At 54.6% G+C, this 18,211-nt stretch carries 20 protein-coding genes; 11 read left to right on the top strand and 9 right to left on the bottom strand.

Features of this window, described 5'->3' with window-relative positions; translation table 11 throughout:
- Positions 1-2 precede the first annotated feature (2 nt).
- The 4 genes from ABLV12_RS23410 to ABLV12_RS23395 all read left to right on the top strand — a co-directional run bounded on the left by ABLV12_RS23410 (position 3) and on the right by ABLV12_RS23395 (position 3,552).
- Positions 3-1,013 carry a Gfo/Idh/MocA family oxidoreductase gene (locus ABLV12_RS23410; protein WP_004113905.1) on the top strand — a complete coding sequence of 337 codons (1,011 nt, stop codon included), beginning with the start codon at positions 3-5 and terminating at the stop codon, positions 1,011-1,013.
- 23 nt (positions 1,014-1,036) lie between these two features.
- The gene (locus ABLV12_RS23405) at positions 1,037-1,486 is read left to right on the top strand and encodes a PTS sugar transporter subunit IIA (RefSeq protein WP_004103610.1); all 450 of its coding nucleotides are present in this window, start codon (positions 1,037-1,039) and stop codon (positions 1,484-1,486) included.
- The gene (locus ABLV12_RS23400) at positions 1,483-2,424 is read left to right on the top strand and encodes a sugar phosphate isomerase/epimerase (RefSeq protein WP_233678675.1); all 942 of its coding nucleotides are present in this window, start codon (positions 1,483-1,485) and stop codon (positions 2,422-2,424) included. The genes ABLV12_RS23405 and ABLV12_RS23400 overlap by 4 nt, the downstream gene beginning before the upstream one ends.
- 123 nt (positions 2,425-2,547) lie before the next feature.
- Positions 2,548-3,552 (top strand): LacI family DNA-binding transcriptional regulator, encoded by a 1,005-nt coding sequence (locus tag ABLV12_RS23395; protein WP_032744789.1) that lies wholly within the window; start codon positions 2,548-2,550, stop codon positions 3,550-3,552.
- Here the strand turns inward: ABLV12_RS23395 and ABLV12_RS23390 are convergent.
- Positions 3,549-3,938 carry a tautomerase family protein gene (locus tag ABLV12_RS23390; protein WP_064344236.1) on the bottom strand — a complete coding sequence of 130 codons (390 nt, stop codon included), beginning with the start codon at positions 3,936-3,938 and terminating at the stop codon, positions 3,549-3,551. The two genes, ABLV12_RS23395 and ABLV12_RS23390, sit on opposite strands and share 4 nt — an antisense overlap.
- A 113-nt stretch (positions 3,939-4,051) precedes the next feature.
- Here ABLV12_RS23390 and ABLV12_RS23385 point away from each other — a divergent pair, with 113 nt between their 5' ends.
- Complete coding sequence (locus ABLV12_RS23385; RefSeq protein WP_016809173.1) at positions 4,052-4,969, top strand: LysR family transcriptional regulator; 918 nt, start codon at positions 4,052-4,054, stop codon at positions 4,967-4,969.
- Here the strand turns inward: ABLV12_RS23385 and ABLV12_RS23380 are convergent.
- Positions 4,962-5,693, bottom strand: coding sequence for a hypothetical protein (locus ABLV12_RS23380; protein WP_064370720.1), 732 nt, complete (start codon positions 5,691-5,693; stop codon positions 4,962-4,964). The genes ABLV12_RS23385 and ABLV12_RS23380 overlap by 8 nt on opposite strands.
- A 9-nt stretch (positions 5,694-5,702) precedes the next feature.
- On the bottom strand, positions 5,703-7,037 hold the full coding sequence (gene shiA, locus ABLV12_RS23375) for a shikimate transporter (RefSeq protein WP_004113901.1): 1,335 nt from the start codon (positions 7,035-7,037) through the stop codon (positions 5,703-5,705).
- Positions 7,038-7,340: 303 nt separating this feature from the next.
- Here shiA and ABLV12_RS23370 point away from each other — a divergent pair, with 303 nt between their 5' ends.
- From ABLV12_RS23370 to ABLV12_RS23355, 4 genes are all read left to right on the top strand, one after another.
- The gene (locus ABLV12_RS23370; protein WP_004103602.1) at positions 7,341-7,838 is read left to right on the top strand and encodes a molybdopterin-dependent oxidoreductase; all 498 of its coding nucleotides are present in this window, start codon (positions 7,341-7,343) and stop codon (positions 7,836-7,838) included.
- A 10-nt stretch (positions 7,839-7,848) separates the two neighbouring features.
- The gene (locus ABLV12_RS23365) at positions 7,849-9,771 is read left to right on the top strand and encodes an EAL domain-containing protein (RefSeq protein ID WP_348867385.1); all 1,923 of its coding nucleotides are present in this window, start codon (positions 7,849-7,851) and stop codon (positions 9,769-9,771) included.
- Positions 9,772-9,981: 210 nt separating this feature from the next.
- Positions 9,982-10,314: a DUF1971 domain-containing protein gene (locus ABLV12_RS23360; RefSeq protein WP_004103600.1), complete on the top strand. Its 333-nt coding sequence runs from the start codon at positions 9,982-9,984 to the stop codon at positions 10,312-10,314.
- A gap of 1 nt (position 10,315) precedes the next feature.
- Complete coding sequence (locus tag ABLV12_RS23355) at positions 10,316-10,654, top strand: DUF1869 domain-containing protein (protein WP_004113900.1); 339 nt, start codon at positions 10,316-10,318, stop codon at positions 10,652-10,654.
- 118 nt (positions 10,655-10,772) lie between these two features.
- Here the strand turns inward: ABLV12_RS23355 and ABLV12_RS23350 are convergent, their stop codons facing one another.
- Positions 10,773-11,471: a GntR family transcriptional regulator gene (locus tag ABLV12_RS23350; protein ID WP_004103597.1), complete on the bottom strand. Its 699-nt coding sequence runs from the start codon at positions 11,469-11,471 to the stop codon at positions 10,773-10,775.
- A 259-nt stretch (positions 11,472-11,730) separates the two neighbouring features.
- Between ABLV12_RS23350 and ABLV12_RS23345 the strand changes: the two genes are divergently transcribed.
- Entirely contained in the window at positions 11,731-13,266 is a 1,536-nt protein-coding gene (locus ABLV12_RS23345; protein WP_064370718.1) for a PTS transporter subunit EIIC, read from the top strand.
- 11 nt (positions 13,267-13,277) lie between these two features.
- Positions 13,278-14,606: a 6-phospho-alpha-glucosidase gene (locus ABLV12_RS23340; protein WP_348867384.1), complete on the top strand. Its 1,329-nt coding sequence runs from the start codon at positions 13,278-13,280 to the stop codon at positions 14,604-14,606.
- 62 nt (positions 14,607-14,668) lie between these two features.
- Here ABLV12_RS23340 and ABLV12_RS23335 read toward each other — a convergent pair whose 3' ends face one another.
- From ABLV12_RS23335 to ABLV12_RS23315, 5 genes are all read right to left on the bottom strand, one after another.
- Positions 14,669-16,102, bottom strand: a complete 1,434-nt coding sequence (locus ABLV12_RS23335; RefSeq protein ID WP_348867383.1) for an EAL domain-containing protein — start codon at positions 16,100-16,102, stop codon at positions 14,669-14,671.
- Complete coding sequence (locus tag ABLV12_RS23330) at positions 16,089-16,994, bottom strand: fimbrial protein (protein WP_004103588.1); 906 nt, start codon at positions 16,992-16,994, stop codon at positions 16,089-16,091. Before ABLV12_RS23330 ends, ABLV12_RS23335 begins: the two co-directional genes overlap by 14 nt.
- A gap of 17 nt (positions 16,995-17,011) precedes the next feature.
- Entirely contained in the window at positions 17,012-17,512 is a 501-nt protein-coding gene (locus tag ABLV12_RS23325; protein ID WP_004103586.1) for a fimbrial protein, read from the bottom strand.
- A gap of 12 nt (positions 17,513-17,524) precedes the next feature.
- Positions 17,525-18,052 (bottom strand): fimbrial protein, encoded by a 528-nt coding sequence (locus tag ABLV12_RS23320; protein WP_024274432.1) that lies wholly within the window; start codon positions 18,050-18,052, stop codon positions 17,525-17,527.
- A gap of 13 nt (positions 18,053-18,065) precedes the next feature.
- A partial coding sequence (locus ABLV12_RS23315) for a FimD/PapC C-terminal domain-containing protein (protein WP_348867392.1) occupies positions 18,066-18,211 on the bottom strand: 146 nt, incomplete at its 5' end.

The raw sequence follows: 18,211 nt of genomic DNA, 5'->3' as shown, positions 1-18,211 counted from the left end.
ATATGACAGTTAATATCGGTTTAATTGGTTTAGGTATGATTGGGCGCGATCATCTCCAGCGTTTTCAGACGGTGATTCAGAACGCCAGGGTCAGCGCCGTCTGCGATATCAATCGTAATGTTACCGACACTATTGCCCGCGAATATGGCGCTCAACCCTATTACGATGCGGTCGAAATGATTCAATCGGACGACGTGGATGCGATCTTTATTTGTTCTATTGGTCCGGTACATAAAGAACAAATTCTGGCGGCCATCAAGGCAGGTAAACCGGTGTTTTGCGAAAAGCCGCTGACCCCAACCGCGGATGAAGCCAAAGCGATTATTGATGCTGAAGTGGCCTACGGCAAACGTATGCTGCAGCTGGGTTTTATGCGCCGTTTCGACCCAGGGTACAACCAGCTTAAAGCGACCCTGGATAGCGGTGAACTGGGGGAAATATTGCTCATCCATTGCGCACATCGCAACGCCTCCGTGCCAGAAAGCTACACCCTGGAGATGGCGATTAACGATTCGGCGACCCACGAGATCGATATTATCCGCTATCTGCTTAACGAAAATATCGTTTCGGTACGCGTCGATAAACCACAGAAGAAAACGCGCAGAGCCTGCGCGCATCTGCAGGATCCGTTGATTGTGATTTTTGAAACCGAATCCGGCGTACGTATTGATGATGAGCTGTTTGTTAACTGCGATTATGGTTACGACATTCGCTGTGAAGTGATTGGCGAAAATGCCATTAGCGCATTGACCGAACAGGCTCTCACCACCGTCCGTTCGGCACAGGGTTATAGCCGTGCTATCCCCAAAACCTGTATGGAACGTTTCGCCACCGCCTACGATCGCGAGGTGCAGAATTTCGTTGACCGGGTAAACCTGGGGGCGGAGATGAGCGGGCCATCATCGTGGGACGGATTTGTCGTGGCGATGGTATGCGATGCTGGCCTGGCATCGCTGAAGGATGGCGAAAAGCACGCGGTCTCTCTGCCGGAGTGTCCGGCGCTCTACCGCTGACCCATTAACGAAGGGAGAGGCGCATGTTAACGCTGAAACCAGAAGATATTTTTATTGGCTGTCGGGCGAATTCAAAGAAAAAGGCGCTGCGTATTGCCGCGGATTCCCTGCAGGCCAGCGGCTACGTCAGCGAGGGTTTTTTTGAATCGATGGTGGATCGCGAAAAGGCGCTCTCTACCTGGCTCGGGGCGGGAGTGGCGATGCCCCACTGTAGCAAAGAGGGGATCGACCTGGTGCGGCAAACCGGTTTCCAGCTGTTTCAGTTCCCGGATGGCGTGGGCTGGGGGGAGGGGAAAGTGGCTTTCCTTGTGGTCGCCGTGGCGGCAAAAAATAATGAACACATTGATGTTATAGCGGATCTGGCAGACCTGCTTGATGACGAAGTGAAAACCACGCTGCTGGCCAGCGCCGACAGCAAAGACGCGTTTATGCAGATCCTCGAAGGACACTCATTTAAGAAGGATAGAATATGAAACTGGCACTCTGTACCGATGTTCTCGCCGGCCTGGCGTTCCCGGAAATGCTCGATCGCGTCAAGCAGTACGGCATTACGGGCGTGGAGATGACCGCAGGCGGTTGGTCGCCCTGTCCACATGTTAAAACTGAAGAACTGCTGGCTTCTTCGGCAGCGCTGGCGGCGTTTCGCGGAGAACTGGAAAAGCGCGAAATGGAGATCGTTGCGCTGAACTGTTCGGGTAACCCGCTGGCCCCCGGCGCGCTGGGCGAGAAGCATACCGCCAGCAGCTATCGTACCGTCGAGCTGGCGGCAAAGCTGGGGGTGAAAAAGATTGTCATGATGAGCGGCCTGCCGGGCGGCGGGCCGGACGATAAAATACCTAACTGGATCACCTCGACGGTTTCCTGGCCGGACTATATGCCAGGCGTGATCGATTACCAGTGGAACGAGGTTGCTATTCCCTGGTGGCAGGCTTTTACCCGCCATGCGGCTGAACACGGCATCGAACAGATTGCTCTCGAGGAATTCCCCAGCCAGCTGGTTTACAACCCGAGCACGCTGCTGCGCCTGCGCGATGCGGTTGGCGACATAATCGGCATGAATCTCGATCCGTCGCATCTGATCGCCATGGGGGCAGACCCGATTGCCGCAGCCCGTAAGCTTGAAGGGGTGATTTATCACGTCCACGGTAAAGACGCGCGTATTGAACGCGGGCTGGCGGATGTCGACGGCTTACTGGAATACCAGCCGGTCACGCAGACCAAAACCCGCACCTGGAACTACGTGGCGGTTGGCTGTGGACAGGATTTGAAGTGGTGGAAAGAGTTCTTCTCGGTGCTGCGCATGACCGGATATAACGGTTATGTGTCGCTGGAGATGGAGGACCTGACGATGAGCGTTGAAGCAGGGCTACGGACGTCGATTGATGCCCTCAACGCCACATTAAGTCAGTGACAACGGGCCGCGTTTTCCCTCCGGGGGGCGGGAGAACGCGGCGCGTTTTTTGTTGAGCGGATTCTATCTTGCTGTATTTTACGTTCTATTGGATGTTTTTTATCAGGAACGTTAAAACCGAGTATGAGCGCCCCAAAACGACAAAAAGCGACCGCCAGCGACGTTGCGTTACTGGCTGGCGTCTCCAAATGGACGGTTTCCCGGGCATTTACCCCCGGGGCCTCCATCCAGCCCAAAACCCGGGAAGAGGTGATGAAAGCCGCTAATATTCTGGGATATCGACCAAATTTACTGGCGCGTAGCCTGACGCAAAAGCAAACGCATATTATTGGCGTGGCGGTCGACGAGTTACGCAATCCCAACATGGTGCTGCTGCTTAACGAAGTGACTCGCCAGCTGCAGAATCGTGGCTACATGGCGCTGGTGATTAACGTCACCGATGAAGAAAATACCCGCACAGCGATGGCGCTGGCTTACCAGCTCCAGGTTGACGGTATCTTGTTTATGGCCACGGTGCTGACACCGGAACTTATCGCGATTGCCACTGAAATTCATCGCGTTCCGCTGGTGCAGATTGGCCGTAATACCGATCATCCGGAAATCCAGGTGGTCAATATCGATGGTCGGCTTGCCGGAAAGCAGCTTGCTGAACTGCTACTGGCGCAGGGGCATCGCACTTTTGGCTATATGAAGGGTCCGGATACCGCTTCCCACCATTTAATGAGGATGGAAGGATACGAAGCGGCGCTGGAGCAGGCAGGCTGCCGGCTTGATACTCTGCTGGTTGCCGGCCAGTATTTACGTACCCGGGGATATGCGGCGATGAGTGACTATCTGGACGCGACGCCCGCAGGCGAAAGAGTAGATGCCCTGTTTTGTGAAAACGATATTCTGGCGATAGGCGCTCTTCAGGCGCTGCGCGAGCGCGATTTAACGATGGGTATTGTCGGTTTCGATAATATCGATGAGGCGGCGGCGCCGGAATGGCAGCTAACGACCTACGATCAGCGACGGGAGCGGCTGGTGGAAGAGGCGTTGAATCGGCTCATTGATGCTGCTGAAGGGCCGACGGCGACGTGGCGCACTGGGGAACCCATCGTGCGCCAGTCGCATCGTCGGCAGGGCTAAAGGTCGCCGGTAATATACTGCGCCACGCCGTGAGCAAAACTCCAGTCCCCTTTGTGGTTGCTGATTACCGAGATCATGAGATCCTCGCCGCTCAGACCGCAGTGCTCCTTAAGCTCAGCCTGCAGAGTGGCATAAAAAAGCTGCTTCTGCGCTTCGCTGCGCGGGCTGGTATAAACCCTCACCACCACTACGTCCCGGCTTCGCGTCAGCCCCAGCCCGGTATCCTCAATAATCATATGGTGAGCTTTGTTTTCGTGAACAATCTGGTAGCGGTCACGCTCTGGTACCTTGAACGCCTGCACAACGGCGCGATGTGCCGCATCCAGCAGGGTTTTGATCTCGTTTTCGCTGCGTCCTTCTATGATATCAAACGTCAGTAATGGCATAGCAGATGGTCCTTATTGTCGGATTTACCTCGGTGAAAGAGATGCTACCTCGTGCTGAAGTCGGTAAAAACCGCTATATTTGAACTCATTGTTTTTCTCTGTGAACAATCATGATGAGCGAAATCCGCCCGGACATTTACTGGACCCACCTCTACTGGCTGACGGTACTGGAGGAGCAAAAAAGCTATACTCGCGCCGCGGAAAAGCTGGCGGTCAGCAAGTCCGCCATTAGCCAGAAAATAAGCGAACTGGAGCGAGTCACCGGCAAGACGCTGGTGCACCGCACCACCCGCAGCGTGACCCTAAGCGAAGATGGCCAGCGGCTGGTGGCGGAACTAAACGAACCGTTTGGGCAGATCCGCGAGATTTTTACCGGCACCTGCGACGATGAGGGCGGCCCGCTGCGCGGAACGCTGCGCCTTACCGCGCCGGTGGCGTTCTCTCGACAGCAGCTGGTTCCGGCCATCACGCCTTTTCTGCATCAGCACCCGCAGCTTCATCTGCAGCTGGAGGTGACCGATCGGCTGGTGTCGCTCGCCAGCGAAGGGTTTGATATTGCCATTCGCCACTGTCGTCGCGAGCTGCTGCCGGAGACCCACGTAGCCTGGCCGCTGTGCCGTACGGCAACCCTGGTGGTCGCCTCGGCGGACTATATTCGCCGCTTTGGTCGCCCCGATTCGCCTGACGCGTTGCGTCAGCATCAATGCCTGACCTACCCGCGCGGGCCGCAAAGCCCGCACTGGACCTTCGAGCGCAACGATGAGCGGGTGAGCGTTAAGGTGCAGGGACCCTTCGCCACCAATAACAGCGAATCCCTGCGCGATGCGGTGCTGGCGGGGCTGGGAATTGCCTTACTGCCGGATTTTAGCGCCAGGGAGGCGATTGGCCGCGGGCTGGTACAGGAGCTCTTGCCGGAATGGCGGCCGGTGGATGTGTTTGCGGAAAGTCTCTACGTTATTCGCCCCTATGCGCCGCGCGTATCGCGGGCAGTAGAGACCTTTAGCCGCTATCTGAAGACGACCTTCAGCTAATATTCTGTAACTCCTGCACCAGCGCCTCGCGAAAGCGGGGGAGCAAATCGGCTGGTTGTGTCACAAGTTCGGCAAGCGTCACGGTTTTCTCGGCGCGGTATACCCGTCCGCTGCCGAGCCGGGCTTCGAAATCATTGGCCGCCCGATGGGCAGCCTGCAGCTCGACGTCCAGCAGGATCACCGCGTGCGCGAGGACCACATGGCCCCGTCCTGCCGGCATGGGGCGCCAGTACTGGGCCGTGCCGGCTATTTTTCGCACCTGCCCGCCTTCGCCGCAGGCCAGATTATAGCGACCATCGCAAAATGAACCGCTGACCGCCTGAAAGTGGCTGGCTACGCCAAAGGTTGAAAGCGTACGCTGCAACAGGCCGCAGAGGAAAAGATAAATCGGCTCTGCGGCTTCGCCCAGCGAGTGATAAACCGGCCAGGCCAGGCTGAGATTGACAATTCCCGGCCCCTGCGGGACCAGGCCGCCGCCGGAGCGGCGCTGCCAGACCGGCCATCCCCGGCTGGCAAACTGATCGCTTACCGCCGGGAGTTCGGCAAATTTGCGATAGCTTCCCGGCACCACAAATCCCTGCGGGGCCTGCCAGAGCTGGGCCACCGCTTCCCCGTCGCGTGCCCGGTCAAACAGCGGCTGCTCGGCAAGCGTCGGATCGGCGCAGTAGTGAAGCGGCAGCTGCTGGTGATGAAAGCGCTGCGGCCAGCAGGGCTCCTGAATCATGGTAACTCCTTAAAGCGGTTCATCGCCGTGGCGACAAGGTTTGATCAGCATCGCCGTAAGGGCAGATAGCAGGCAACCTACGGTCAAATAAATCGCAACGCTATGCCAGGAGCCTCCGGATAGGGTGACCAGAGCGGCGGCAATAAACGGCGTAAAACCGCCGCCGACGACGCTGGCGACCTGATATCCCACTCCGGCCCCGCTGTAGCGATAGCTGGCGCCGAACATTTCGGTAAACATCGGCTGCTGGACGCAAACCACCATATCGTGCGCAATATTCGCCAGCATGAGCGCGAAAAACAGGATCCAGAAGTATGACTGGCTTTCGAGCGCCATAAAGAACGGGAAGCCGCTGAGGGTGCCGATCAGCGCCCCGGTGATATAGACGCGGCGTCGGCCAAAGCGGTCCGCCAGCCAGGCGAAGCAGGGGATCGTCAGACAGCTGATAGCCCCGACAAGCAGGCCAATGTTAAGAAACAGCTCGCGCGGCAGGCCGAGATTCTGCGTGGAGTAGTTAAGCGCGAAGGCGGTGACGATATACATTGTCAGCAGTTCGCACAGGCGCAGACCGATAATCATTAAGAACGCGCCCGGATGGCGGAACAGCGCTTCTACTACCGGCAGACGCTTTTTCTGCGGCTGTTGCTGCTGTTCGCGCTGCTGCTGTTCAAATTCGGCAGATTCCGCCATGCCGTTGCGGATCCAGAGCGCCGCCAGCACCAGCACGACGCTAAACAAGAACGGCAGACGCCAGCCCCAGCTAAGGAACTGCGCATCGGTGGTACAGGCGCTTATCAGCGACACCAGCCCCGTAGAGAGCAGCAATCCGACGCCATAACCCACCTGCACGCCACTGCTGTAGAACGCTTTCTTATTTTTCGGCGCGCTCTCAACCGCCAGCAGCGCCGCGCCGCCCCACTCTCCGCCCACCGCAAAACCCTGTACGGCGCGCAGCAGAACCAGCAGAACTGGCGCCCACCAGCCTATCTGGTTGAACGAGGGCAGGAGACCGATGCAGGCGGTAGCGATCCCCATCATCCACACCGTCATCATCAGCATGCGTTTGCGCCCGAGGCGATCGCCGAAATGACCGAAGATAATGCCGCCCAGCGGGCGAAAGAGGAAGCCGACGCCGAAGGTGGCAAACGCGGCGAGGGTACCCATTGCCGGGCTGATTTGCGGGAAAAACTCCCGGTTAAATACCAGCGCGGCGGTGATGCCATAGAGCAGAAAGTCGTACCAGTCGACCACGGCCCCGGCGAAGCTGCCCCAGGCCGCTCTGCGGGCGCGGTTGAGTGAACATGCCTCCTTGCCGGGGCCCTGAGAAATTAACGTTGATTCCATACCTGTCCTGTCTGTTGCTGAGTTTCTAATTATTGGAATGAGACGCTTTCCGAATTCGCGCCTGTCCTGAGACTACCGCGCAGAAGGGCAAGTGAAAAGATTTTTACCTGCTCTGCGTGTTTAAAGGCATTAAGCGTTTGCCTGACCGGCCGGGTGCAGCCCGGCTGGGCCGTTCGGAATGCGAGCTTAGGACTTGGCTTATTGTGTTTAATTTAAATTTTTGTACCCGTTGAGGACACCTTTTAAGAAATGACTTAAATGGTTTACAATTAACAAGTCTCCAATTTCGGAAGGGTGAGTTAAATGCGTTTAATTTTTGCAGCTTTATTTTGTGTCATGGTTTTGCCTTCCGCTTTTGCAGAAAAACTGCCGGCGCCCGTGGGTAAACCCGTTTTAACTATTTCCGGCCTGATTACTAATACGAATGAGGGTGATACCGCCGTTTTTGATGTGGCGGCACTGGAAAAACTGGGCATGGAAACGATCGTAACAACCACCCCGTGGTATTCGGGAAAGGTTCGCTTTGACGGCGTTTCCCTCAGTAAACTCATGGATTTAGTCGGTGCCAAAGGCAAGTCGGCGCGGGTGCTGGCGCTGAACGATTACACCACCATTGTTCCCATCGATGACTTTCATAAATTTCCCGTAATTTTGGCTTTAAAAATGAACGGCGAATATATGCGCATTCGTGATAAAGGGCCTTTATTTATTGTTTATCCCTACGACAGTAGCCCGGAATTGCAGAATCAGATTTATTATTCCCGTTCGGCATGGCAGGTTTCGAAGATTATAATTGAGTAAGGGTTTGATCTTGAATCGAATACTCACTGCCATTATTTTGTCGCTCTTCATTGTGACCGGTTACATTACTTATCTGGTCCATGAGCGGCAAAGTGAGCTGCAAAAATTAACCCGTTATACTGATTCGTGGTCCGTTTCCCAGATAGTCTCCGAGTACATGCGTCTTGAGGCGCGACTGAGTGCGATGGGACTGGAGGTAAAGGGAAGCGACCACGATGAGGTGCGTCTGCGTCTGGAAATCATGATGAGCCAGATTGCGCTGCTGCAGCAGGGTGATTTGGGAAAGTTTATCGGCAAAGATCCTCATCGTAAGGCGATAGTTGACAGCCTGATTATTCTTCTGGACCGGCTGGATAAGCAGCTGGATACCATGACGACAGCACAGCTGAAGCTGATGTTACAAGAGATGAGCACCCTGGACGGGCCGTTGACCTCGCTCGCGTCCACCTCTCTCGCCCAGGATTTTAATCTGGTTAATCTCACCCACGATAAAATACAGAACCTCTATTACATCTATTCGGCCATTTCTATTCTGCTGATTATTCTCTGTATCACGCTCGGGATGTTGATGCTGAAGCAGAATAACACCCTGCGTCGCGCTCACGTGCGGATGAAATTACTGGCTACCGATCTGCAGGCTTCCAAAGAAAAGCTACAGGTGCAAAACCGTCGGCTGCAGTACGATGCCTATCATGATTCGCTGACCGGGATGCCCAACCGGCTCTCTTTCTGGCAACGCCTGCAGGAGGTGGTTAACCAGGTGCGGCCCTATCACGGCTCGGCGGTGGTTATGTTGTTCGATCTGGATAATTTCAAGGACGTCAACGACACGCAGGGTCATGACGCCGGAGATAAGCTATTGCAGGATTTGGCCAGCCGTCTCTCATTTTTTCGTAAAACGTCAGAAACGCTGTACCGGCTGGGGGGAGACGAATTTGCTCTGGTGACCCACGATCTTAGCGAAGAGATGGCGCTGGAGCGGGCAACGGTGATCCGGGAAAAGATTAGCCAGCCGTATCAGATTTACGACTCGCAGATTCAGATCGGCGCCTGTATCGGGATTGTCATCTCTGACGGAGAAAGCCGCACCGACTATTTATACAAATGCGCCGACCTGGCGCTGTATGAAGCGAAAAAAGAGGGCTCCGGTTACGTCCAGATATTCCGCCCCGGTATGCTTCAGCGCCAGCAGGAGAATAAATCTTTCGAAGATGACCTGATGCAGGCGCTCGAGAGAGGGGAGTTCAGGGTTTACTATCAGCCGATTGCCGATGCCATGAATGGTGAAATCTACGGCTATGAAGCGCTGGTTCGATGGTTTCATCCGCTACGCGGCAGCGTTCCGCCGACGGAATTTATCCCGGTGGCGGAGAAAATCGGCCTGATTAATGCGTTGGGCGAGTGGGTATTGAAAACCGCCTGTGAAGCGGCCGCCAGCTGGTCGTCGCCGCTCAAAGTGTCGGTTAACGTGTCGCCGGTTCAGTTAATGAACAGTTCACTGACCGATACCGTGGTAACCATCTTAAGAACAACCGGGCTGGATCCGTATCGGCTGGATTTGGAAATTACCGAGTCTGACGTATTTAATGAAAATACCCGCTCGTTAGAGATCCTGAGCCAGCTGCGTGAGCTTGGCGTGCAGATCTCTATTGACGACTTTGGTACCGGCTATTCGTCGCTCTCGCGTTTAAGCTATTTCCCGTTTGATAAGATAAAAATCGATCGATCATTTGTTATTAATATCCCCCATCAGCAAGACGATCTGGATATCGTGCGCCTGATCATCAGCATGGGTAAAAGCCTGCATATGCGAATTGTGGCAGAAGGCGTCGAAACGGAAGAACAGCTGAAGTCGTTACGAAAATTAGGTTGTGATCTGGTTCAGGGCTATTTGATCGGTAAACCGGGGCCGCTTACTTCAGCAGGGAAATAAGTCATTTGTGTTTATTTGCGGGCGACTTTAGCGTAGCTGAATTCGCCCGTATTTATTTTAGTAAGTGGTCTAATCCCTAATGGGTAGAAATAGAGGGGGGAACCGATTTTGATAAAAAATAATACCCTCAGTGATTAAAAGGGGTATATGATATGCAACATATTTTCCTGTTTTCGGCCCCGTGCAGCGGGCGTAAAGAGAGGCAGAATCATGCAGCGAATCATCATCCCGACCCACTATGTGCATACCCGTAGCACCCCGCTGTGGACAAAAGAGACGGCGCCAGCGTCGATCTGGAAGCGGCATCTGGACGCGGGCACCCGGCAGGGCGTCTACCCACGACTGTCGGTGATGCGCGGCGCGATACGCTATCTGGGCTACGCTGATGAGACCAGCCCGGATCCGGTCGAAACCCTGACCATTGCTGAAGGGGAGTTTGGCGTTTTCCCACCCGAAAAATGGCACTGCATTGAGGCGTTAACGGAAGACACCGTATTTAACGTCGACTTTTACGTTGATCCTAAAATTCTTATCGAGGGATAATATGAACAGTGAAAATAAAGGTTATGCGTTAGCGGTAATCAACGGCAATAATAAAGATAAAAAAGAAAAAGTGTATCTTAAGCCCATGGCCCTGTACGTGCCTGATATCGCAGCGCAGGCCATCGCTGAGCTTATTTCTGATCTCTCAGTCGATAACGCCGGGGATAAGGGATTTATCGTAACGGTAACCAACAATAATAATGGCGTGTCGGTCGACAGTGAATTTGCAACTTTGGCTGAATTGCAGGATCCGCAGACGGCTGCCGATGCGGTAAAAGATCTGATTAATATCGTGCGCGGCTACGAGTCCGACGAAGAGACTAACGTCTGCGGCTGGTAAGCGTAACGGAGCCGAACCGCCAGCTGCCGCTTCGCAACCTTGCCGCAGACCTGCTGGCGGGCATCACGGCTGAGAGACGCGCCGCTGGAGAAGCCGAAACTCCGGGCTTAACTATCCTTCAACGGCGAGTGATATGTTTTACATTGTATTTATTGGTATTTTGGTAAATATCGGATAAATCGACGATGAGATTATTCTGCGCATAGCTGATCGATTGCACGCGTAGCAGCAGGCTGTTTTGCGCAACCTGCAGGAGTTCCGCTTGTTCGCGGGTGGCCAGAACCGGGGAATAGCTACGGTGGCTTTCCAGAATGGTGATGTTGCACTCCTTCTTAAAGTAGTTAAATTTTGACCTTTCCAGATTTCCGATGCTAAGCCATGGGAAAATCGCTACCGGTATATAGCTGTTTTCTATCAGAATGGGCACGTCATCAATCATCCGAATGCGCCTGACATAATAGACTTTTTCTCCGGGCTCAATTTTTAACTGTTGTGCGATGGCCAGAGGCGCATCGAGCATAGTGAACTCGATGACCTTGTTGCGATAGTTAGTCTCGCCAACGATATGCATCTGATAGTTGAACCCATCAAGCTCCCCGCCGTGATAATTGCTCTTTCGCGCAACGTATGAACCGCTGCCGTGGCGTTTGACGATCAATTTTTCCCTTTCCAGCAGCGTTAGCGCTTTGCGGATGGTCATCACTGATACCTGTAGCTCGCTGGCTAACGCTTTCTCGCTCGGTAACGCATCTCCGACTTCAAACTCATCGCTGTTGATGCGATTTTTCAGCCGTTCGGCAATGGATTTGTATATCACTTATAGATGTCTCATGGCGAAGTGAATTGTTGGCGAATAAATGTAACTATATGATTTTTAGATTAAATATTTTCATTTGCAAGGTGTTCATAAACTGGTCATCTAGTTATTTGTTTTTATTTATATATCTATTACTTCCGAAGATATATGACTTTCATCACAGATGACACTTTATCTCCTCTGATTAATCCCCTCTGGCGCATAGGCTGATTCGCAAGTTCTGAGCGCTGGCAGTCGATAAGCAGGAGAGGGGAAGAGGATGATCGGGGTAAAAAAATTACAAGATTTTTCCAGGGCGATGATTGGGCCGGTTTTATATCTGCCGGTTGTGGGTCTGTTGATTGCGTTGCTCAGTATGACCACCAATAAATTATGGGTGGCAGAAGACAGCTCGCTTTTCCTGCTGGGGAAATATGCTTCCAGTATGCTCTGGGCAATCATGAACAATCTTGGCTTCTTCTTTTGCCTCGGTCTGGCGAGCGGGCTGGCAAAAACTCGCAAAGCGGAAGCCGCGTTTGTCGCCGCAATGACCTGGTTTATGTACCTGGCGGCCAACAATAGCTGGCTTACTCTGACCAGGCGGCTTGTTGAGGGGAGCAGCAACGCGCAGCTTTACGGCAGCGGGCAAACCTTTATTTTCGGTTTCCAGGTCATCGATATGGGCGTGTTTCTTGGCATCATTCTGGGCTGCGCGGTGGCTTTCATTCATAACCGCTTTGTCGATATCGAGTTTCGCGGCGCATTCTCAATTTATGGCAACAGCAAGCTGGTTCTGATCGTAATGATCCCGCTGGTCGGCGTGTTTGCCATCGCCACGGTCTATTTCTGGCCAATTGTTGAACACGGTATATCGGCGCTGACCGGCGTCATGAAAACTTTCGGCGCCGCCGGCGTTTTTCTGTATGGTTTTCTCAATCGTTTTCTTATCCCGACCGGTTTACATCATCTCATTTGGTCACCCTTCGTTTTTACCTCTATTGGCGGACAGCTGTTAATTGATGGGCAGACGATAGTCGGGGCAAAGCCCATTTTCCTCGCTGAAATTGCCGATAACACCGGGGGAGCGTTAAGCGACTCGGCGCGATTCCTGACCTATGGAATGGTCAAAATGTTTGGCACGGCCGGAATGGCCCTGGCCTTTTATAAGACGGCGAAACCTGAAAATAAACAAAAGTTGAAAGTCACGCTTATCCCGCTGATTGTGACCTCCTTCCTCGTCGGGATAACCGAACCTTTTGAGTTTTTATTTATCTTCACCGCACCGGTGTTATGGCTGGTTTATTCGTTAGTGGATGGCTTTTTCCAGATGCTGGCGTGGCTACTCGATGTTCGGGTCTGCGCAACCAACGGCATTATCGATTTTATTGTTTATAACATACCGGCGGGAGCCCATCTGACGCGCTGGCCTGTTTTTGTCGCCCTGGGGTTAGCGGAAACAGCGGCGATGTATTTTATCGGTAAATTCCTGATTCTGCGTTTCAGGATGCGCACGCCAGGCCAGGAACAACAGGATGAGGCGCTAAGCCGAGCGGCGAGCGCAAGCGTCCCAGCTAAGGCTTCCGGTGAACAGGTCATTCTGGGGCTTGGCGGGAAAGACAATGTGTGTTCTGTCGGCAATTGTTTTACCCGACTTCGGGTTGACGTGCGGGACCCGGCATTAATTCAGGAACATATTCTGAAAACCAGCGGCGGTACCAGCGTCATTATCAAAGGTAATCACGTTCAGGTTATTTATGGTTTAGGGGTGAATAAAATCCGTAATGCTGTGGATCGCTATTTAGATGTACATGAATAATGAGGTGGAAGATGCAAAATAAATTTGTTGTTACGATAGCTGGCGGCGGCAGTACTTATACTCCAGGGATTATTATGATGCTGCTGGAAAATATGGACAGATTTCCGCTGAGCGAAATTCGTCTCTATGATAATCATCACGATCGCCAGCGCGTGATCGGTGAAGCCTGCGCGATTCTGGTGGCTGAACGTTATCCGCAAGTGGCTTTTAGCTACACCACCGATCCGCAGGAAGCTTTTACCGGCGTTGATTTTGTGATGGCCCATATTCGCGTCGGCCTCTATGAGATGCGCGAAAAGGACGAGAAAATACCGCTTAAGCATGGCGTGATTGGCCAGGAAACCTGTGGCCCTGGCGGTATCGCTTATGGTATGCGTTCCATTGCCGGGGTACTTGAACTGGTTGACTATATGGAAACGTACTCCCCCGGCGCGTGGATGCTTAACTATTCCAATCCGGCGGCGATCGTTGCCGAGGCCACTCGTCGATTACGGCCAGCGGCTAAAATTATTAATATCTGCGATATGCCGGTGGCAATTGAAGGATTATTCGCCGATATTCTTGGTCTGAAATCACGTAAAGAGATGAACGTGCGTTATTTCGGCCTCAACCATTTCGGCTGGTGGACCAGCATTACCGATAAGGGCGGTAATGATTTAATGCCGACGTTAAAAAAGCATGTGTCTGAGCTGGGGTATTGCAGTCCGAAAGAGGATTTTCAGCACAAAGCGCCAAGCTGGATTGAGACCTTCAAAAAGGTGAAGGACGTCTTTGCGCTGGATACCGACACGTTGCCCAATACCTACCTAAAATACTATTTTTATGCCGACTACGAGGTAGCTCACTCGGACCCGAACTTTACGCGCGCGAATGAGGTGATGGCCGGGAGAGAGAAAGAGGTATTCGATATGGCGAAAGACATTGTCGCCCGGCGGAGCGCCAAAGCGGCGCATTTCCATGCCGGGGCGCATGCCACCTTTATTGTCGATCTCGCCTGCGCCATCGCCTTTAATACCCAGGAAAGAATGCTGTTGATTGTAGAGAACAACGGCGCTATCGCGAATTTTGACGAGACCGCGATGGTTGAAGTGCCTTGCCTGGTCGGCGTTAACGGTCCCGAACCGCTGGCGATGGGGAAAATACCGCTGTTTCAAAAGGGGCTGATGGAGCAGCAGGTCGCGGTGGAAAAACTGGTTGTCGACGCCTGGGTTGAAGGAAGCTACCAAAAGCTCTGGCAGGCGTTGACCTTGTCCAAAACGGTTCCGAGCGCGTCGGTTGCGAAAGCTATTCTCGATGAACTGATCGAGGCCAATCGTGATTACTGGCCGGAGCTGAGCTAAAGTGCCGCTAACGCCCGATGTATTTCATCGGGCGTTACCTACACTGCGATGCCGGACGGATACTACGCTTCGCCGGAGAGTTGCTGTATGATCTCCGCCACGTTTTCTCTGCCAACCGGCGCCGAGATGGCGTTTCCCTGAAAATGGTCGACTCCCAGCGCTTTCAGTTTGTTGAATTTCTCCAGGCTATCTACGCCTTCGGCAATACAGCGGCTGCCGATCAGCCGGCAGTAGTAGATGAGGCTTTTAATCAGCGCCAGGGCGTGCGCATCGCGCTGCATATCATTGATGATGCCCATATCCAGCTTGTAGGCGCTGAACGTCAACACCCGCACCGGGAACAGCACGCTGCTTTGCGAGAAGCAGTCATCAAGCATAACTCGGAAGCCGCGCTGCTGTAGCCGGGCCATATTTCCGGCTATTTTCCCGTGGCGGCTGAGGTCGGCATTTTCGGCAAGCTCCAGCACCAGCCGCGGCGATATTTGCGGCTGACGCAGCTGCTGGCGCGCGGTTTCCATCATGCGGATCAGGTTTTCATTGCTGGCGACAGCCGCGGGAATATTCACCGCGAAATAAAATTCACCACTGTACAGATTGATATTCTGCACGGCTTCCTGCAGCACAAACGCGGTGAGCACCAGCCACGCATATTCCGAGCGTAGCTGCGGTAAAAAATCAGCGGGAAACAAAACGCTGCCGTTCCGGCGCCAGCGGACAAGGATCTCCATCCCCCTTAGCTGACGATGTTCATCGGTTATGGGCTGGAAAACCGGGAAAATTTGTCGGCTATGGATTGCATGGACAAATTCACGCTCGAAAGCGCAAAGGGCGGCGATGGGCTCGCTTTTCTGTTCTCTTATCTGGCTGCCGGGAAAGCGGGCGGCCATCTGCGGGTGGTGTTCCACCATTTTTTTCAATCCTGCGGTTCTTTGATTGTAGAGCGTCTTGTGGCTGATGCCGCGGCGTTTGGCCTGATCGCTGGCGCGGTATCCGCAGAGCAAACCGAGGATGGCGTTCAGCTCCGGTCGGGTTAGCCCGGCAGGGCGCTTACCCAATGCCCGCGCTTCTTCATCTGCCAGCTGTTCAAGGGAAGGATATCCCTCGGGTATGACGTCGCGCAGTAGCGCCGCCAGACAGGGGACCGGGAGGTCGGAGGCGGCCGCCCGCACCGCGGAAAGCTGACGCCGCTCTGTGACCTGGTGTAGCAGGGTGGACCATAGCCAACTGGCCGGGCTGCGGCTGAAAAACAGCATCGGTAGCGGCGTTGCGGACTGTTCCAGCAGCATAGCGGCCCGCTTCAGGGTTGAGAGTAGCCGAACAGGAGATTCAGGGAGAAACACCACCAGACGGCGTACGTCAGGGGGCAGCGTCGGTGACGCTGAAGTTAACACCACGGGCCGGGCGCCCCCGTCTTCCATCAACCGCACCAGGCCCTCTGTGACCAGCGAACAGGGCGACAGGATGCCGTCACTCTCCGGGAGGTTATTCGTAAACAAAAGTCACCCCGATAATTGACTGCACGTTACCCGCGGTCACCTGTCCGCTGGTGCGCGCATAGTTGGCGGTTAAGCCAAGGCTGACCGCCGAGGTTCCCACGTTGCCTAACGACACCGTGGTATTCGCGGGAACGACGCTGCCGTTGCGAGTCAGCTGAACGCCAACCCCCAGGGCCGGAGAGGCCGATGCGGTATTGGTAAATATCGAATTGGCCGCGTTCTCCGTAGTACCGGAGAGGTAGTAGCCCAGGTTCTGGTTTTGCGCGCAGTAAACCGTTAGCGGAATGGCGGCCGAAGCGGGATATTCCGGCAGCGTCACCGTCACATCGCGAGCAGAAACGTCGCAGCCGCCGGTTGGCACCACGACATCGTTGTTGGCGTATATGTTCCACACGAACTGGAAGTCGTCGTTATCCTTGTTATTGGTCTGGCGCAGGATCAGGACAGCGATTAGCGAACCGGCGGAAATGGCGACCCCACCTGCGCTGCTGACGGGCGTCAGATAGAGAACGGTAGGCCAGGGTCTATCGACTATCGAGTTGTAGGTCATCCGCGCCGTTTCGCTGGTGGTGGGGAACGGGTAGCTGGTGCCGTTATACCTGACGGTACCGGAAAAGCTCGACAGCACGCCGCCATAGGCCGATCCGCGCTGGAGCGTCACGTAATCGGTCATGGTTTCCGGAAAATCGTTATGACAAAAAATCTGTGTCGAAAGATCCACGACCAGGTTCTGCCCGACGCTGACCGCCGGCGCAAGGTTTACGTACACGTTCGCCGAGCCGCCGCCGATGGGAATGGTCACGCCCGCCGCGGTTTTACAGGCGAAAGACCAGGCGTTAAACGACCAGCCTGCCAGCAGCAGCGTCATCAGCAGGGGGATTATCTTTTTCATTACTCTGTTCTCCTGGCTCAGGCGTAGGTATAGGTGACGTTAATCACCGCCTGAATCGTTCCCTGGGTAGCGCCGCCGTTGACCGTTAGCGCTCTGACCTGTAGCGGGAAGCTGGCGGACTGGGTGGCGTCATCCACCTGGACCTCTTTTCTCGCGCCGGTGTTCAGCGTGGTGCCGCCATTGTCCTGCAGCTCAAGCTGGATGTTGCCGGCGGTACCCTGGTTTTTGTAGTAGCCGGTGGCGTCCGCCGTGCCGCTAAAGCTGGCGGTGACCCGCGAGGTGCCGACCGGACAGTTGCTGAGGTTAAGCGCCACGCTGTGCCAGGGTGAGGAAGAGCCGGCGGAGACCAGGCTAAAGGTATAAAGATCGCCGAGATCGACGGTGGCGTTAGCGGTGGAGACCGTGCAGGGTTTAGCCACCACTTTGCCGTTAACGGTAATAGTCACGTCGGCGGCGCGGGGGGCGCTGGCGAAGGCCATCATTACCGCCAGCAGCCAGGGTGCATGAGTCCATTTCATTTCAGCCTCCGGTTACTGAAATTCAAGCGTGAAGGTCGCGGTTGCATTAACGTGCCCGGCGGTGACCGGTAGCTGGGTGGCCATTAGCCGGGCATAAAAGTTCAGGGTGTTGGGCTGGCTGGGCGTCAGCGTGGTCCAGGCAATGGCCGATGAGGCTGCGTTGAGCGGCAGCATCGTCTGCTGCGCGTCAAGGATCTGCACGCCCATCCCCGCCGCCGCCGAAGCCCCGCCGTCGAGCTTTAATAGATCGCTATTGATGCTGTCGGCAACGCCAACAAAGCCGACCTTCACCGCGGTAACCGAGCTACCGCAGGGCGACAGCACAATACGAAAGGGGACCAGCGGCGTGGTTGCCCCAACCGCATGGAATTGCTTTGCGGCGTTATCCATCAGATCGACGGTAAAATCTTTTGATTCACCCGCCACGGCGCAGGCGTTATCGCGAACGTAGCCGCTGATAGTAATGGTACTGTCCGCCGCGCCGGCGTTGCTGGCCGCCAGCGAGACGAGGGCGCTCAACAGATACAGGGTTTTTCTCATCATCATGGTTTCCTTAGCGGCACTCCGTGGAGAGCTGGCTCAGCGTCTGGTTCTGATTTTCCGGCGGCAGGCTGTAGCTGGCCTCACAGCTGGCGTTCGGACCCTCGCCCCATTTCGCCCGCACCTTGCCCGCCAGCGGCATCCCGCTCAGGTAGACCT

Origin of the sequence: Klebsiella sp. CN_Kp100 (assembly GCF_040065315.1) — a bacterium.
Lineage (GTDB): Bacteria > Pseudomonadota > Gammaproteobacteria > Enterobacterales > Enterobacteriaceae > Klebsiella > Klebsiella oxytoca.
This window is presented reverse-complemented; position numbering and strand designations above follow the sequence as displayed.

Bases quoted from the DNA above. Each gene is read 5' to 3' on its own strand.
- shiA (WP_004113901.1), bottom strand. From the start codon at position 7,037: ATGGAATCAACGTTAATTTCTCAGGGCCCCGGCAAGGAGGCATGTTCA.
- ABLV12_RS23340 (WP_348867384.1), top strand. From the start codon at position 13,278: ATGCAAAATAAATTTGTTGTTACGATAGCTGGCGGCGGCAGTACTTAT.
- ABLV12_RS23405 (WP_004103610.1), top strand. From the start codon at position 1,037: ATGTTAACGCTGAAACCAGAAGATATTTTTATTGGCTGTCGGGCGAAT.
- ABLV12_RS23395 (WP_032744789.1), top strand. From the start codon at position 2,548: ATGAGCGCCCCAAAACGACAAAAAGCGACCGCCAGCGACGTTGCGTTA.
- ABLV12_RS23325 (WP_004103586.1), bottom strand. From the start codon at position 17,512: ATGAAATGGACTCATGCACCCTGGCTGCTGGCGGTAATGATGGCCTTC.
- ABLV12_RS23360 (WP_004103600.1), top strand. From the start codon at position 9,982: ATGCAGCGAATCATCATCCCGACCCACTATGTGCATACCCGTAGCACC.
- ABLV12_RS23355 (WP_004113900.1), top strand. From the start codon at position 10,316: ATGAACAGTGAAAATAAAGGTTATGCGTTAGCGGTAATCAACGGCAAT.
- ABLV12_RS23390 (WP_064344236.1), bottom strand. From the start codon at position 3,938: ATGCCATTACTGACGTTTGATATCATAGAAGGACGCAGCGAAAACGAG.
- ABLV12_RS23385 (WP_016809173.1), top strand. From the start codon at position 4,052: ATGAGCGAAATCCGCCCGGACATTTACTGGACCCACCTCTACTGGCTG.
- ABLV12_RS23330 (WP_004103588.1), bottom strand. From the start codon at position 16,994: ATGAAAAAGATAATCCCCCTGCTGATGACGCTGCTGCTGGCAGGCTGG.
- ABLV12_RS23410 (WP_004113905.1), top strand. From the start codon at position 3: ATGACAGTTAATATCGGTTTAATTGGTTTAGGTATGATTGGGCGCGAT.
- ABLV12_RS23320 (WP_024274432.1), bottom strand. From the start codon at position 18,052: ATGAGAAAAACCCTGTATCTGTTGAGCGCCCTCGTCTCGCTGGCGGCC.
- ABLV12_RS23345 (WP_064370718.1), top strand. From the start codon at position 11,731: ATGATCGGGGTAAAAAAATTACAAGATTTTTCCAGGGCGATGATTGGG.
- ABLV12_RS23370 (WP_004103602.1), top strand. From the start codon at position 7,341: ATGCGTTTAATTTTTGCAGCTTTATTTTGTGTCATGGTTTTGCCTTCC.
- ABLV12_RS23400 (WP_233678675.1), top strand. From the start codon at position 1,483: ATGAAACTGGCACTCTGTACCGATGTTCTCGCCGGCCTGGCGTTCCCG.
- ABLV12_RS23380 (WP_064370720.1), bottom strand. From the start codon at position 5,693: ATGATTCAGGAGCCCTGCTGGCCGCAGCGCTTTCATCACCAGCAGCTG.